16 protein-coding genes are annotated in these 16922 nt (G+C 29.1%); 9 read left to right on the top strand and 7 right to left on the bottom strand.

The genetic code is table 11. From position 1 onward, the window contains the following. Positions 1-232: 232 nt before the first annotated feature. From ACSHW5_RS14605 to ACSHW5_RS14580, 6 genes are all read left to right on the top strand, one after another. Complete coding sequence (locus ACSHW5_RS14605) at positions 233-904, top strand: TetR/AcrR family transcriptional regulator (protein WP_435676886.1); 672 nt, start codon at positions 233-235, stop codon at positions 902-904. A 2-nt stretch (positions 905-906) separates the two neighbouring features. Next, a complete protein-coding gene (locus tag ACSHW5_RS14600) occupies positions 907-2571 on the top strand; it encodes a peptidase domain-containing ABC transporter (protein WP_435676885.1) in 1665 nt (554 codons plus the stop codon). 6 nt (positions 2572-2577) lie between these two features. Then, complete coding sequence (locus ACSHW5_RS14595) at positions 2578-3930, top strand: HlyD family secretion protein (protein WP_435676884.1); 1353 nt, start codon at positions 2578-2580, stop codon at positions 3928-3930. Between the two features lie 28 nt (positions 3931-3958). Next, positions 3959-5359 (top strand): TolC family protein, encoded by a 1401-nt coding sequence (locus ACSHW5_RS14590; protein ID WP_435676883.1) that lies wholly within the window; start codon positions 3959-3961, stop codon positions 5357-5359. A 468-nt stretch (positions 5360-5827) separates the two neighbouring features. Then, on the top strand, positions 5828-6850 hold the full coding sequence (locus ACSHW5_RS14585) for a hypothetical protein (protein ID WP_435676882.1): 1023 nt from the start codon (positions 5828-5830) through the stop codon (positions 6848-6850). Between the two features lie 286 nt (positions 6851-7136). Beyond that, positions 7137-9329 carry a T9SS type A sorting domain-containing protein gene (locus tag ACSHW5_RS14580; RefSeq protein WP_435676881.1) on the top strand — a complete coding sequence of 731 codons (2193 nt, stop codon included), beginning with the start codon at positions 7137-7139 and terminating at the stop codon, positions 9327-9329. Between the two features lie 8 nt (positions 9330-9337). Here the strand turns inward: ACSHW5_RS14580 and ACSHW5_RS14575 are convergent, their stop codons facing one another. Beyond that, positions 9338-9538, bottom strand: a complete 201-nt coding sequence (locus ACSHW5_RS14575; protein ID WP_435676880.1) for a helix-turn-helix transcriptional regulator — start codon at positions 9536-9538, stop codon at positions 9338-9340. Position 9539: 1 nt separating this feature from the next. After that, entirely contained in the window at positions 9540-9983 is a 444-nt protein-coding gene (locus ACSHW5_RS14570) for a hypothetical protein (protein ID WP_435676879.1), read from the bottom strand. A gap of 119 nt (positions 9984-10102) precedes the next feature. On the opposite strand from ACSHW5_RS14570, the gene ACSHW5_RS14565 reads away from it, so the two are divergent. After that, positions 10103-10537, top strand: coding sequence for a hypothetical protein (locus ACSHW5_RS14565; protein ID WP_435676878.1), 435 nt, complete (start codon positions 10103-10105; stop codon positions 10535-10537). A gap of 31 nt (positions 10538-10568) precedes the next feature. On the opposite strand, the gene ACSHW5_RS14560 is transcribed toward ACSHW5_RS14565, so the two are convergent. From ACSHW5_RS14560 to ACSHW5_RS14545, 4 genes are all read right to left on the bottom strand, one after another. Further along, positions 10569-11033, bottom strand: coding sequence for a MaoC family dehydratase (locus ACSHW5_RS14560; protein WP_435676877.1), 465 nt, complete (start codon positions 11031-11033; stop codon positions 10569-10571). Between the two features lie 3 nt (positions 11034-11036). Beyond that, a complete protein-coding gene (locus ACSHW5_RS14555; protein WP_435676876.1) occupies positions 11037-11660 on the bottom strand; it encodes a trimeric intracellular cation channel family protein in 624 nt (207 codons plus the stop codon). Positions 11661-11735: 75 nt separating this feature from the next. Next, a complete protein-coding gene (locus ACSHW5_RS14550; protein ID WP_435676875.1) occupies positions 11736-12857 on the bottom strand; it encodes a DEAD/DEAH box helicase in 1122 nt (373 codons plus the stop codon). A gap of 204 nt (positions 12858-13061) precedes the next feature. Further along, positions 13062-13451 carry an acyl-CoA thioesterase gene (locus ACSHW5_RS14545; RefSeq protein WP_435676874.1) on the bottom strand — a complete coding sequence of 130 codons (390 nt, stop codon included), beginning with the start codon at positions 13449-13451 and terminating at the stop codon, positions 13062-13064. Between the two features lie 105 nt (positions 13452-13556). Between ACSHW5_RS14545 and ACSHW5_RS14540 the strand changes: the two genes are divergently transcribed. Further along, a complete protein-coding gene (locus ACSHW5_RS14540; protein ID WP_435676873.1) occupies positions 13557-14897 on the top strand; it encodes an MATE family efflux transporter in 1341 nt (446 codons plus the stop codon). A gap of 245 nt (positions 14898-15142) precedes the next feature. Here the strand turns inward: ACSHW5_RS14540 and ACSHW5_RS14535 are convergent, their stop codons facing one another. Then, on the bottom strand, positions 15143-15814 hold the full coding sequence (locus ACSHW5_RS14535; protein ID WP_435676872.1) for a DUF2461 domain-containing protein: 672 nt from the start codon (positions 15812-15814) through the stop codon (positions 15143-15145). Between the two features lie 175 nt (positions 15815-15989). Here ACSHW5_RS14535 and ACSHW5_RS14530 point away from each other — a divergent pair, with 175 nt between their 5' ends. After that, a complete protein-coding gene (locus ACSHW5_RS14530) occupies positions 15990-16814 on the top strand; it encodes a DUF1853 family protein (protein WP_435676871.1) in 825 nt (274 codons plus the stop codon). Positions 16815-16922 lie beyond the last annotated feature (108 nt).

Raw genomic sequence — 16922 nt, 5'->3', positions numbered from 1 at the left:
TTATTGAGAAAAGATATTTGTATAAAAAACAATCACTGGTTTACGCATAAAATACTTCAACCCTTTCAAATTACCAACATTTTTATTTACACGTATAATAGTTTGATTTCTGATGAATCTTTAAAAGTAAAATTTTAATTCTTCATTCTTTTAGTTCTTTATTTTAAAATAAATTAAAACTATAGTAAAACAATCTTTTGTAATAGTATTACTATTATATTTGAAATTAATTATGAAGAATTTACTATCCGTATTAAAAATATCTGTACCAGATAAAATTTTTATCAAAGACCCAGAAACCTCTGTTTTAGGTAAGAAAATTATAGAAAATAGCATTCTTTTAATTCATGAAATTGGGTTTGAATGTTTTACTTTTAAAAAATTAGGCACTAAAATAGGCTCTAATGAAAGTTCTATTTACAGGTATTTTGAGAGTAAATATAAGCTTCTTCTTTATCTAACTTCCTGGTATTGGGCTTGGTTAGAATACCAATTAGTTATTGAAACTTTTAGCATTTCTGATGTCAATAAAAAATTAGAAAAAGCCATAACAGTTATTACTAGAACAATAAAAGAGGATGATAATTTTTCGCATATTAACAAACGTTTGCTAAACAATATCATTATAAATGAAAGCTCTAAATCTTTTTTAACAAAAGCAGTAGACAAGGATAACGAAGAAGGTTATTTTGAGGTTTACAAGCGCGTAATTACAAGAATTAGCACTATGATTTTGGCTGTAAATAAAAAATACCCATTTGCCTTAAGTCTAGCAAGTACTATTATAGAAGGTAGTCTGCATCAAAATTATCTTAAAGAACATTTTCCATTAATTACAAATACTCAAACAAAAGAAACACCAACTAATTTTTTTATTCATTTAGTGAAGCACTCAATCAAATAAATATGGAAAAAAAACAATTAACGCCCTGGCAAAGACTTATTGGTTTATTAAAATTAGAGAGAAAAGATATTTTTCAAATTTTTTATTATGCTGTCTTTGGCGGAATTGTAGCTTTATCCTTGCCATTAGGAATTCAGGCAATTATCAACTTAATACAAGGAGCACAAATTTCTACTTCTTGGATTGTTCTTGTAATTATAGTAACCATTGGTGTTATTTTTTCTGGAGCGCTACAATTGATGCAATTAAGAATAATAGAAACCATTCAGCAAAGAATTTTTACAAGAGCTTCTTTTGAATTAAGTTTTCGTTTTCCAAAAATAAAAATGAATGAGCTACGCGATTATTATCCACCTGAATTAGCCAATAGATTTTTTGATACATTAACCATACAAAAAGGCTTATCTAAAATATTAATTGATGTACCAACAGCTCTTTTACAAATTATTTTTGCGTTGATACTATTATCATTTTATCATTCCTTTTTTATTGTATTTGGTATTCTCTTATTACTTTTAATCTATATCGTTTTTAAATTTACAGCTCAAAAAGGATTAGAAACCAGTTTATTAGAGTCTAAAAAGAAGTACAAAGTAGCACACTGGATACAAGAAATTGCAAGAACTGTAGTTAGTTTTAAATTATCTGGAAACACCAATTTAGCAATTCAAAAAAACGATGCTTTAGTTAGTAAATATTTAGAAGCAAGAGAAAATCATTTTAAAATATTGATGCTACAATTTATTCAAATGATAGGTTTTAAGGTAATTGTAACCGCTAGTTTATTGTTAATTGGTGGTGCTTTAGTTTTAAAACAAGAAATGAATATTGGGCAATTTGTTGCTGCAGAAATTATTATTCTTATGGTTATTCAGTCTGTAGAAAAGCTAATTTTAGGTTTAGAGTCTTTTTATGATGTTCTTACATCCATAGAAAAAATTGGGCAAGTGGTAGATATGGAAATGGAAACTCAAGAAGGAGAAAGCCCTATTTTTAAAGAAGGAATAACCATAGAATTAGACAATGTTTGTTACGGTGTAGAAAATAGAGAAAAACACATTATTAAAAACCTTTCTTTAACCTTAGAACCTAAAAGTAGAATTTTGGTGATGGGCGAAAGTGGCGCAGGTAAATCTACTTTATTGCGTTTAATATCAGGAGTTATAGAGCCCGTTACTGGTAATATTTATATCAATAATTTATCTTTAAGAAGTCTGCATTTAAACCATTATAGATCTCAACTAGGTTTATCACTCTCAGACGAAACCCCTTTTGAAGGTACTATTAGAAACAATTTAGTTTTTAGCAATAAAAGCATTAAAAATGAAATGATATATGAAGCTTTAGAAATTGTTGGTTTAACACAATTTTTAAAAGAACAACCCAAAGGCTTAGAAACTGTTTTATATCCAGAAGGAAAACAAATGTCATTCACCATTGCTAAAAAATTAATTTTAGCAAGAGCTATTATTAAGCAACCTAAAATAATGATTTTAGAAGACCCTTTAGATCAATTTAATTTAGAAGAAACAATCCGCATTATCAGTTATTTAACAGATGTTAAAAGACCCTGGGCATTAATTGTAGTTAGTAGTAAAAAGAGTTGGAGAACCCAATGTAACAAAACAATTACATTAGAAATGGGTGAAATTAAATCAATAAAATAAGTAACAATGTTAAATATATCTAACAATCAATTACACAAAACTGTTGATTTAACAAAGTTTAAATCTGGCAAGTACATTTTTACAATAAAGTATTATAAAGCTTTTAACAAATTTCTTTTGGCGCTTGCTATCATAGGTTTTGTTGTACTCTTTTTACCTTGGACACAAAATATAACGGGCCAAGGTTTGGTAACTACATTAACACCAAACCAAAGACCGCAAACCATTCAATCTCAGATTCCTGGAAGAATTGAAGAATGGTTTGTAACCGAAGGAGATTTTGTTAAAAAAGGAGATACCATTTTAAGAATTTCTGAAGTAAAAAGCGACTATTTTGATGATCGTTTAATTGAAAGAACAAGTGATCAAATTAATGCAAAATCTTCTTCTGTAAATGCATATCAAGGTAAAGTAGCAGCTTTAAAAAGACAAGTGAATGCTTTAAGACAAGAACAGCAGTTAAAAACTGAACAAACAAAAAATAAACTATTACAAGCTAAGCTAAAAGTAAAAAGTGATAGTGTAGATTTTGATGCTGCAAAAACTAATATTTCAATTGCCGAGAAACAATTTAATCGTACACAAACCTTGCAAGAAGAAGGTTTAAAAGCAGTGAAAGATGTAGAAGAAAAAAGGATAAAACTACAGGCTACACAAGCAAAATTAATTTCGCAAGAAAATAAATTACTAGCAAGTAGAAATAATGTGCTAAACGCTCAACTAGCACTTTCTACTATAAGGGCTACTTATACTGATAAAATATCTAAAGCACAAAGTGATATGTACACCGCACAATCAAGTGGTTTTGACGCAAAAGCGCAAGTATCTAAATTAGAAAACAGCAGAAGTAATTACAGTATTAGAAATAGCTTATTATACATTACTGCACCACAAAATGGCTATATAAACAAAGCCATTAAAGGCGGAATTGGTGGCACGTTTAAAGAAGGTGAAGACCTTGTGGGTATTATGCCAGAAAAATACGATTTGGCAGTAGAAACTTTTGTAAAACCTATTGATTTACCCTTATTACATATTGGAGAAAAAATGCGTGTTCAGTTTGATGGTTGGCCGGCAATTGTATTTAGTGGTTGGCCAAATGCTTCTTATGGAACATACGGTGCAAAAGTGATTGCTATCGAAAACTTTATTAGCACTAATGGTAAATACAGAGTTTTATTAGCGCCAGATACAACAGATTACAATTGGCCAGAAGCAATTAGAGTGGGTTCTGGCGCAAAAACAATTGCGTTATTAGAAGATGTACCAATTTATTTTGAAATTTGGAGACAGTTAAATAGCTTTCCTCCTAACTATTACCAACCAAAAGAAATAAAAAATGATTCAAAGAAAAAATAATATCAATTAGCTTATTTATAAAACTAATATGAAAAATTTTATTTTAATATTCCTCTTATTTCTTACCTCAGGATATTTTGCACAAGAAAAGATTTCCTCTGTAATGACATTATCTGAATATCTTGGCTATGTAAAAAACTACCATCCAATTGTAAAACAGGCAAAGCTTGTAATTAATGAAAGTGAAGCCAAATTACTAAAATCTAGAGGTGCTTTTGATCCAAAAATTGAAGTCGATTTTAATAAAAAACAATTTAAAGACAAAGAATACTATAACAAATTAAATGCTGCTTTTAAGATCCCCACTTATTATGGAATTGAATTTAAAGCAAATTTTGAAAATAATGATGGTTATTATTTAAATCCAGAAAACACCGTTCCTACAGACGGACTTTACAGCGCAGGAGTTTCTGTTTCTTTATTAAACGGATTACTTATAAATAAAAGAATGGCAGCTTTAAAACAAGCTAAATTCTTTTTGAATCAAGCAAAAGAAGACCAACAAATTTTAGTGAATGAAATTTTATACAATGCTTCCCTTGCCTATTTTAATTGGCTAAAAACATATTATGAAAACAATGTATATATAGATTTTTTAAACAATGCTAAAATCCGTTTCAAGGCCACAAAAAGAGCTTTCTTTGAAGGGGATAAACCTGCTATAGATACTACAGAAGCAGGAATTACGTTAAAAAACAGGCAGTTAAATTTAGAAAAATCTAGAATTAAATTGGTGAAATCGTCTTTAGAATTGTCTAATTTTTTATGGTTGAATGATAATACTCCTGTAGAATTACAAAATTCCATTATTCCAGATACAACCACCATTTATAATGTTGATAAAACTTTTAATATCGCCTTGTTTAACAATGCTGATTTTGACATTGAAAATCATCCAAAAATAAAATCATTGGAATACAAAATAAAAAGTTTAAATATTGATAAAAATTTAAAAATGAACAACTTACTACCTAAACTAGATGTTCAATATAACTTTTTAACTGAAAACAAGAATGAAATAAATTCTTTAAATACGCAAAATTATAAAGCAGGAATTAATTTTAAACTTCCTTTATTTTTAAGGAAAGAAAGAGGAGATTTAAAATTATCAAAAATAAAATTACAAGACACCAAATTTGAAAACGAAGTTGCAAAAGTTGTCATTAAAAATAAAATAAATGCCATACAACAAGAATTAGCTTCTTATGTTTTACAAAATAATTTAACAAAAGATATTGTAAAAGATTATGGCATTTTATTAAAAGCCGAAGATCGTAAGTTTTTCTTAGGAGAAAGCTCTTTATTCTTAGTCAATTATAGAGAAGTTAAATTAATTGAAGCCAAACTAAAAGCAATCGAATTAGAATATACCTTCTTTAAAACAAAGGCTAGTTTATTTAAGGCAACAGCTATTTCTATGAATGAATAAAATGGTATTTATCCACTTAAAAATAGTTTTATTGATAAATTTATCAACTAGATATACAAAACTTACACAGACAAAATATCCTTTATAAACATTTTTTAATATTGCCGTTATAAGATGTAGTTGCATTAGTTGTAGATTATTTAATTTACCTAGGTTAAAAAACTAGTATTTTAAATTAGAATTCTTGATACAATAAATAAATTACTAAAAATTTATAATAGCAACAACGCTAACAAGTGGTGCTATTACCTTTCTAAATTCCACTTATCCAAACCCACCTCAACACACTAAAAAACAATAGTTTAAAAATTTAAACTTATAATTTTAGCTTTCCTAAATACTACAAATTTCTAAGAAAACGGTTAGATAAAACCTTCAGAAATTCCTTTCTGATAAAAAAAAATAGATTTTAAAAAACCGTACCTACTTTTTTCTCGTAAGTATCATTGAACTAAAATTATTAAAATTATGAAATCAATTAAAATGATGGCACTAGCATGTGCTACAGCAATTACTTTAACATCATGTTCAGAAAATGACAATGATGTTGTAGTAGAAGTAAAATCTAAAATATTATTTACTTCTAATAATTCAGATGGAAATGTAAATATGTATGATGTTACTACAATGAACAACGTATCAAAAACATCATTAACAACCACAACAACTGCCGCAGATGGTATTTATTATAATAGTTCTGAAAATACTGTTGTACAAGCTTCTAGAAGTACATTTGGACTAGAAGGTTATACTAACGTTACTATTTCTGGTTTGTCTTCAAATGTAAATATTGGCATTACTGGTTCTTTAGATATGAAAAGTCCAAGAGAATTAGCTGTAAATGGCAACCTTTATGTAGTTGCAGATAATGCAGATGCTGATGGAAACACAACTACAAATGATGGTAAATTATTTATTTACACTAAAACTGGCAACAATTTTACATTAAGAAACACCATAACAACAGATATAAAACTTTGGGGAATTACATTTAAAGGCAACGATTTATATGCTATTGCAGACACAACAGGAGACTTAGCTGTGTACTCAAATTTTTTAAGCAATACAGCTACAACAATGTTAAGCGCAACAAAAACAATTACTATAGAAGGTATTGTAAGAACACACGGTTTAACCTATGATGCAAGTTCAGATACCATGGTGTTAACGGATATTGGTGAAGCTTCTAACGGTCAAGATGATGGTGGATTTCAAATTATAAACAACTTTACTTCTAAATTTAATAGCACAACAAATGGAGGAACATTAGCACTTGCTGAACAAATTAGAGTTGCTGGCGCTAATACGTTATTAGGAAATCCGGTAGATGTTGCTTTTGATAATGAAACGAATACTGTTTTTATTGCCGAAGCAGGAAATGGTGGTGGAAGAATTGTAGCTTTTAACAATATTAGTAGTGGTGGTAATGTATCGCCTTCTTATAATGCAGATTTAGCAGCTGCTTCCGCAGTGTATTTACATAAAGAATAAAAACTTAATTTGAATTAATTTTTTAAGCCTTTCGTTTTTACGAAAGGTTTTTTTTTGATTATAAATTAACTTTTTGAATATGAAAAATATTTAAACAACATATATTAGTATTCGTAAACAAGTTCTTTTGATAAATACCCAACTAAAAACGATAAGTTTAATAAATTTAAAATAATTGTTTAAATTATACAAAACACTTGTAATTAAATTATTAATTAGAAACTAATTTCATTTATAGTTTGATAATTCATTAATTTTAATAATTTTGTTTTTAGATTCTAAACATATGATAAAAAAAATACTAATTCTCCCATTCATACTTATAAATCTATTCTTTTCAAACTCAACCAATAGTCAACACTCTGTAGCAAGACAGTGGAATGAACAACTATTAGACGCAATAAGAAAAGATTATGCAAGACCCACAGTTCATGCAAGAAACTTATTTCATACCTCAATGGTCATGTATGATGCCTGGGCTATTTTTGATGAAACAGCTCAAACTATTTTTTTAGGCAATACTTTGGGTAATTTCTCTTCAGAATACAGCCCAATTACTGCTCCTACAAACAAAGAAGAAGCAACAAATGAGGTTTTAAGTTATGCCGTTTTTAGATTGTTAAATCATCGGTTTAAATATTCTCCAAATTCATCTGAAACCTTAAGTGCTTTTGAAACATTTTTTACTTCTTTAGGATTTGATAAAGATTTTGAGTCTACAGATTACAGCACTGGTTCTTACGCTGCCTTAGGAAATTATTTAGCTGATAAAATGATTGAATTTGGTTTGCAAGATGGAGCAAATGAAATTAACTTATACAATAACAGGTATTATAATACTGTTAACGACCCTTTAATTTTAGAATTATATGAAGACAACGATTATATAAATCCTGATAGATGGCAACCTTTGGCTTTTGATGTTTATATAGACCAAGCAGGAAATCCATTTCCTTTTAATACACCAAATTTTTTAGGACCAGAATGGGGAGAAGTTGTTCCTTTTTGTTTAGAACAAGAAAACTTAGAAATCTTAAATAGAGACTTCGATTCTTATGTATATAACAATCCTGGCCCACCGGTTTACATTCAAGATTCTAATGAAAATGGTATTGATGATCCTTATAAATGGAACTTTTCTTTGGTTATTTCTTGGTCTGCACAGTTAGATCCTACAGACAATGAAATGATCAATATTTCTCCAAATTCTATTGGAAATGTAGATATTTCAAGTTTTCCTTCAACATTTAATGAATACAAAGATTTCTATAATTTTAATAATGGTGGAGATATTGGGAAAGGACATCAATTAAATCCTGTTACCAACGCAGCATACGAAGATAATATTGTTAAAAGAGCAGATTACACAAGGGTTTTGGCAGAATTTTGGGCAGATGGTCCAGATTCTGAAACACCACCAGGACATTGGTTTACACTTATAAATTATGTGAGCGATCATCCGCTTTCAACAAAAACAATAGGAGATTCTTCTACTCTACTTTCTAATTTAGAATGGGACGTAAAAAGTTATTTAATTCTTGGCGGTGCAATGCACGATGCCGCTGTAAATACTTGGGGAATTAAAGGTTATTATGATTATATAAGACCTATTTCTGCGATTAGATATATGGCTGCTAAAGGGCAAAGTACCAATACTAGTTTGCCAAATTATAATTCACATGGATTACCTTTAATTGATAATTTAATTGAAATTATAGAAGAAAATGATGTTTTGGCAGGCGACAACAATGAACATGTTGGCAAACTAAAAGTTAAATCTTGGAAAGGACCCGATTTTATTAATGACCCAGATACAGATACCGCAGGTGTAGATTGGATTTTAGCAACACATTGGTGGCCATATCAACGTCCTTCTTTTGTAACACCGCCTTTTGCAGGGTATCTTTCTGGTCATTCAACATTTTCTAGAGCCGCTGCAGAAGTACTTACCTTAATTACTAATAACGCCTTTTTTCCTGGTGGAATGGGAACTTTTGATGTACAAAAAAACGAGTTTTTAGTTTTTGAAGAAGGTCCAACTGAAGATTTTACACTGCAATGGGCAACGTATAGAGATGCTTCTGATCAAACAAGTTTGTCTAGAATTTGGGGAGGAATTCATCCACCAATAGATGATATTAGAGGAAGAATTCTTGGAGATAAAATTGGTAAAGAATCTTATACCTATGCTCAAAAATTCTTTGAAGGAACTTTGAAAAATGATAAGGAAATCTTTGAAAATGAAGTTTCAATTTATCCAAACCCTTTTGTAAATGATCTTACAATAAATTCATCCACAGAAAATAATTTTACAATTACAATTTTTAACCTCTTAGGAAAAAAAGTATATTCAGAAAATAGCATCAAAAGCAATCAGAAAATGAATTTATCAGGATTAAAACAAGGTGTTTATACTCTAAAAATAATGAATACTGATGGCACGCAAAACAGTGTTAAAAAGATTATTAAATCCAATTAATAATCTTTTTAATCACCTTCTTCTAAAGTAAAAAAATCGTTTACAGAAACACCAAATACTTTAGATAATTTTAAGGCTAAAACTGTTGAAGGAACATACCTATTTTTCTCAATAGAATTAATAGTTTGTCTAGAAACACCAATTGTTTTTGCCAAATCTTCTTGTGTTAAATCTAATATGGCGCGTTGTACTTTTAAGGTATTTTTCATCTTAATTGTTCGTTCTTTTTAATTTCCAAAAAAACATCAGCTGTACAATCAACATAAAAAACAATACCTGAAAGTAATTAAATCCCTGTAACTTATCATCTTGATGAAACAACAAAGCAACTCCATAATTAACAACTGGCTGTACTAAAGAATATATTATTGCCATTATAAATGCCAACCTATAAGATTGCGAACGCAAACTATCTATATATTCGTCTTCTACCTTTTCTTTAGATACAGATATTAGTAACAAACCAATTAGTAAAATTCCATGTAAAATAGGTTTAATCCATTCAGAATCTTCAATATACTTTCTTCCAATCATTAAAATAAAAGTTCCTATAGCAATTATAAATCCAATTCTTTTAAATTGATTTTTAAGCTGAAATTTATTCAATTTCGCTAGTTGATTTCTTTCTCGTTCACAAATTGTTGATTTTGACATCTTATTTTATTTTACAATTAGACAAATATACTTTATAAAAAGACAAATATACTTTACATTATTTGATTGTACAATATTTTTTAGTACATTTAGTTCAACTAATAACTTAACTTACATTAATGACAAAGAATATTAACAAACCAAGTAAAGCTTTTTGGATTATTGCCGTTATTGCCTTAATCTGGAATTCTATGGGAGTAGATGGCTATTTAAATCAAGCTTACCAAACAGATCGTTTTAAATTAATGTACACAGAAGCACAATTAGAAGTTATTTTTAATTTGCCTTCTTGGGTTACTGCCGCTTTTGCAATTGCTGTTTTTTCTTCAGTATTTGCTTGTATCTTATTATTGTTTAGAAAAAAATTAGCAAAAACATTCTTTTTGATAGGATTAATAGCCGTATTAGTCCAAACCACTTATAATGTATTTATGAATCCTGGAAAAGAAATGTACGGATCTATGGAATATTCTATGTTAGTAATGATACCCTTGTTTTCTATTTTTCTATTTTGGTATTCTAAAAAATGTGCAGATGATGGTATTTTAACCTAGATAAAAATAGTTGCTTTTTTAGTGTACACTTTTATTCAAAAAACGCTGCTATAAATTCAGCCACACAAGCAGGTTTATCTTGACCTTTAATTTCTATAGTACAGGAAAATGTAACTTTAATTCCGTTGTTGTCCATCTCATCAATTTCTTTTACAGAAGAAATCATTCTTAACTGACTATTTACAAGTACGGGGTTTGGAAAACGAACTTTATTCAACCCATAATTTAAGCCCATTTTTATACTTTTTATAGAAAATGAGTCTTCTAATAATTTCGAAATCATTGCTACAGACATAAACCCATGCGCTATTGTACTTTTAAAAGGACTTTCTTTGGCTGCTCTAGTTTCATCAATATGAATCCATTGTTTATCTAAAGTAGCATTTGCAAAATCAGTAATCATTTCTTGCGTAATTGTATACCAATTTCCCACAGGTAATTGCTGGCCTTTTATTTTTTTAAAATCTTCGAAATTTGCAAATTCTAACGGATTCATATTTTAATTTTTAGTAAATAAATCGTCTTTAATTTTAGGAAGTTGTAAATGAAATCTAACGGCAATCACTCTAATTAAAACAACAACTAATGCCGAAATTATAAAAATAATGTTGTTGGATACATGAAATTGGTTTAAAGTTAGATAAACAATTCCACCCGCTAAACAAGCCGAAGCATAAATTTCTTTTTCAAAAATTAACGGAATTTTATTTGTTAAAACATCACGCAAAACGCCCCCAAAAACGGCAGAAATCATTCCCATTAACAACGCAATAATAGGGTGTAAATCATAAGACAGCCCTTTCTCTAAACCCAATAAAGTAAAAACACTTATGCCAATAGTATCAAACAAAAACATGGTTTTACTTAAGTGTGCAATTTTACTTTTAAAAAGAAAAGTAAAAATTACTGCCACAAAAATGGTGTAGAGATAATTTAAATCTCCAATCCAATTAATAGGATGCGCATTTATTAAAACATCTCTTAACATTCCGCCACCAACAGCAGTTACAAATGCAATAATTAAGACTCCAAATAAATCAAACTTTTTATCTGAAGCTACTAAAGCGCCACTAATTGCAAAAGCAAAAGTTCCTAAAATATCTAAAACATAAATAAGTTCCATTTATATCCATTTAATTATAAAGCGTGTGATTATCAGCAAAATTTTTAAACTAAATAAAATTGAAATGATGATTTATTATACAGTTACTTCTGAAAATTTTATATTTAAATCTTTCTGTAGTTGATGAATTTTATCTAATTCCGAAGGTAAAATAAAAGCAATTGAAACCCCTGTTTTTCCTGCTCTTGCTGTTCTACCACTTCTATGTGTATAATATTCTAATTGTTCTGGTAATTGATGATGAATTACAAATTCTAAACCGCTAACATCAATTCCACGTGCAGAAACATCTGTAGAAACTAAATATTGCAAATTTTCTTTCTTAAAAGCACGCATCACTTTGTCGCGTTCTTTTTGTTGCATATCTCCTTCTAAAGCTGCTGTAGAAAAACCTTCTTCAATTAAATGTGATGCTAAATTCTGAGCGCCAGCTTTTGTTCTACAAAAAATAATACCTCTTTGATCTTGTCTTTTCTCCAAAAAAGAAACAATATCATGTGTCTTTTCCTTAATGGTTGTTTTTGCAAAATGATGACGAATATTTGCATTTACCATGGCACTTCTATCAATTTCTACTCTGGGTGCATTTGCATCCATATACGTTTTTACAATCTTCTTTATTTCTTCTGGCATAGTGGCAGAAAATAACCAAGTTTTTCTGTCTGTCTTGCTTGTAAATTTTAAGATTCTATTTAAATCTTGTTTAAAACCCATACTTAGCATTTCATCGGCTTCATCTAAAATAACCGTTTTCACATGACTAATATCTACATTACCACGTTCTATTAAATCAATTAATCTACCAGGTGTTGCCACAACAATATGTGTTGTTCTTTTAAGGTTATTCATTTGACGATCTATCTTTTCGCCTCCAAAAACAGCTTCCACAAAAACTTGATTTTCGTTATATTTTGTGAACTTAAATAGTTGTTTTTTAATCTGCTGCACCAATTCTCTTGTTGGAGACAGAATTAACGCCTGAATATGATCTGAATTTGTATCTATATGATGTAGAACCGGCAACCCAAAGGCAGCAGTTTTTCCTGTACCAGTTTGCGCTAAACCAATAAAATCTGTTTTAGATTGCAATAAAATAGGAATTGTTTTTTCTTGAATCTCTGAAGGGGTAGAAAATCCTAATTCTTTAATGGCTTTTATATAATCTTTTTGAATTCCTAAGGTAGAAAAGGTTGACATTTTGTATCTAAATTTTGTGCAAAGATACTTTTATTGCAGTTAATAATTGGTATCGAAAATACTTTCGTCTAATATTTAAAAAAAATCTTAAAATTTGCAAATAAAGAATAAATCAATGAGCTAAAAACCGATACTTTTCAAAAAAAAAATAGGATAGCCTATTCATTTTTTTAGGGCGGAGTTTATCAACATAAAAGCAATATTTTAAGGATATAAAACTTTCATAACATTATCTCTAATTCTTACTGGTTTAAATGTTTTAGCATCTAACATTGCCCATCTTGTTTTTGCTTTTACTAGCAAAACTTCCTTTCTATAAAACTCCATAAAACGAACCGAAGTTATTCCTTTGGTTTCCCCTACCCAAGTTTTTACAGTAATTTCATCTCCCAAACCTGCTTGTTTAAGATAATCTATTTCATGCCGCATTACCACCCAAATATATTGTGGCAATGGAAACTCTTTGGTTAAATGTGCCCAATGAGTAGTTGCAATTTTATCCATCCATTTTACATAAACCAAATTATTTACATGATGTAAATTGTCTATATCTTCTGATGAAACCGTAATTGTTAACGTAAAAACATTTGTCATTTTGATGAATTTTGACAAACATAAAAATTTTATGATATCTATAACAATTATTGATGTTCCATTTTTAAAAAAACAGCAAAGTTTTACGTTCTTTGTACAACTTTTATGAATAAACTAGCACAGGATTTAGGGACAGAAAAAATAAGTAAACTATTGATTAAACAAGCTGTACCAGCAACAATAGGTATTCTTGTTATGTCCTTAAATATGATTGTTGACACCATTTTTGTAGGACAATGGATTGGTGTTTTGGCAATTGCTGCAATTACGGTTGTACTGCCAATTGCATTTCTAATTTCTTCTATTGGTATGGGAATTGGAATTGGAGGAAGCTCAATAATATCAAGAGCTTTGGGGGCTAATAATTCTAAAAAAGCTTTTTTAACTTTTGGAAATCAAATTTCTTTAACCGTAATTTTAGCCATTCTTTTTGTTATTATTGGAAACCTCTTTAGTGTACCAATTCTAAATTTATTTGGTGCAAAAGGAGACATCTTACCTATTGCGTCTGAATATTTTGGTGTAATTATTTACGGAGTTCCTTTTTTAGCTTTTGCCATGATGGGAAACCCTGTTATTAGAGCAGAAGGAAAACCCAAGTTTGCCATGTACGCCATGATGATTCCTGCTGTTGCAAACGTACTTTTAGACATTCTTTTTATAAAAGTTCTAGATTGGGGAATGTGGGGTGCAGGTTTGGCTACTTCCATTTCGTATGCAAGTTGTGGTTTGTATATTTTATATTTCTTTTTATCTTCTAAAAGTGAGTTAAAAATTATTCCTGAAAATTTTAAATTATCAGGTAAAATTGTTCGTGAAATTATTGAATTAGGTGGCGTAACCATAGTAAGACAAGGTGCTATTAGTATTTTAATGATTGTTCTAAATTATTCCTTATTTAAATATGGTGGAGAAATTTCTATAGCAATTTTTGGCATTATTAATAGAGTAATGATGTTTGCTCTTTCACCTGTTTTAGGAGTTACTCAAGGTTTTTTACCCGTTGCCGGATTTAATATTGGGGCAGCAAAAAATGACAGGGTTAAAGAAACCATTAAAAAAGCAATTTGGTTTGGAACCGTTTTGGGAAGTATTATTTTTATTGCAATATTATTCTTAAAAGAAGAAATTATTTGGGTATTTACAAATGATACAATTTTGTTAGACAAAACACCTAATGCCTTATTAATTGTTTTTTTAGTAACACCAATTGTAACTATGCAATTAATTGGTTCTGCTTATTTTCAAGCAGCAGGAAAAGCAATTCCCGCATTAATATTAACGCTTTTAAAACAAGGTATTTTCTTAATTCCATTAGCCTATTTTTTACCCATGTATTATGGAGTAAATGGCGTTTGGTGGTCTTTTCCTATTGCAGATTCATTATCCACAATTATTACTATTTGGGTATTGAAGCGAGAGGTTGATAAAAATTTAAAGCACTAATAATTCATCAAAAAAAAACCAAAATATTTATAATTTTTTAAACTTTCTCTTTCCATTTGTACTAAAAGAAGTGTGAGTTCTATTTGTGCTGAATAAGGTTGATAACTAGCCCCAAAAACTCATTTTGAAATATGATGCTATCCTTCAACTTTAGATTTTAAACGTTAGACTTTAGACTTTAAACGTTAGACTTTAAACTTTAGACTTTAGACTTTAGTTCAAAAACGACCGCCAAATAACACATTCTAAATGATACTTTCTCCATTTAAATTTGTTGTTAAAACATCACTAAATAGATTAAAAAACGGACGTAAAGCTTTAAAACTTTTGTCTATTTCTTCTAAAAAATTAGGTGATAAAACTTCTGCATCCGTAAAATTTCTGACCGCAATAAATCCTTTTTTTCGTAATAAATCGATGTCTTTATGCTCCTTATCAAAGCCTCTTGGAGCAGATTTTAATTCGTCTCCTTCAAATTTTTCACCAAAGCATTTTACAAACTCTTTGTTTTCTAAAATGTTGCGAATTTCAGTTGCATCTTGTTCTATTTCTTTTCTAATTCTGAATAAATCTTCTTTTTCAGGTTGCCAAAATCCTCCTCCTAGTAAAGTTTCACCAGGTTTTATTTGTAAAAAATAACCACCACGTAATTGCTTTCCTAATCTAGAGAATGAAACTGCAAACCTTGGGTTGTAGGGTGTTTTATCTTTAGAAAAACGAACATCTCTATAAATTCTATAGATTTTCATCCTATCAATTTCATCGTGCTTTTCTAAGTGCATTTGCATTTCCAAAAACAATTCTTTTACATCTTTCTGAATCTTTACAAAGGTTGGTTTGTGTTCTGTAAACCATTCTCTATTATTATTTTTTTGTAAATCTTGTAAGTATTGAAAACTTGACTTTTTGAAGTGCATTGTATCTAATTTTAAAAAGTTAAATTTACAACTATAATTTCAAAAAAAAAGGCCATTGATAAAAATCAATAAGCCCCCCTTTTCGAAAATATTGCTTAACATTATTACCCCTACATAATGCCGTCAAGCAACTAATCAGTAAGACACTTTTAAAATCAGAAAGTCACAATAGTTAATGAATACAATTCAAAAAAAAATACAGTTACGTTTTAAAGGATTTATAAACACTAATCCTTTATGGCAAAACAAAGCTGCCTTTAACATGCAACTATATGATACACAAAGCAATACCATAAACATCAATTTACAAATTGATGAAAAATTACGACTAGGAAAATATATAGAACGCTTTGTTTCTTATCAATTAAAACAAGAAAAAAATATTTCGATACTTTGTGAAAACATCCAAATTCAGAAAGAAAAAATTACTTTAGGTGAGTTAGATTGTATTCTTTTAAAAGATAAAAAACCAATTCATTTAGAGATTATTTACAAGTTTTATGTCTATGATGAAACTATTGGTAATACCGAAATTGATCATTTTATTGGTCCGAATAGAAAAGATTCTTTGGTAGAAAAATTAACCAAGTTACGAGATAAACAATTACCTCTTCTCTACTCTAAAGAATGTACAGAGTTTTTAAAAACTATCAATTTAAATCCTTCAAAAATTTTACAACAAGTATATTTTAAAGCGCAATTATTTGTTCCTTTATCAAAAAAAAAGCTTCAATTATCAACATTAAATTCTGATTGTATTGTTGGTTTTTATATCAATACAAATGAATTAGAGCAATTCTATAATTGTAAATTTTTTGTACCTTCTAAAAAAGATTGGTTAATACAACCACATCAACATGTAAATTGGCTTAATTTTTATCAATTTAAAACAACATCAAAAGAATACTTAGAGCGACAATTTTCTCCTCTTTGCTGGGTAAAACATCCTAACGGAGAAATTGAAAAGTTCTTTTTGGTTTGGTGGGGGTTTAAGGGTTAAGGGTTAAGGGTTAAGGGTTAAGGGTTAAGGGTTAAGGTTTAAGGTTTAAGGTTTAAGGTTTAAGGTTTAAGGTTTAAGGTTTAAGGTTTAAGGTTTAAGGTTTAAGGT

Source organism: Polaribacter sp., from assembly GCF_051251875.1.
Lineage (GTDB): Bacteria > Bacteroidota > Bacteroidia > Flavobacteriales > Flavobacteriaceae > Polaribacter.
Note: the sequence above shows the minus strand (reverse complement) of the source record. Positions and strands in the feature narration are given on the sequence as shown.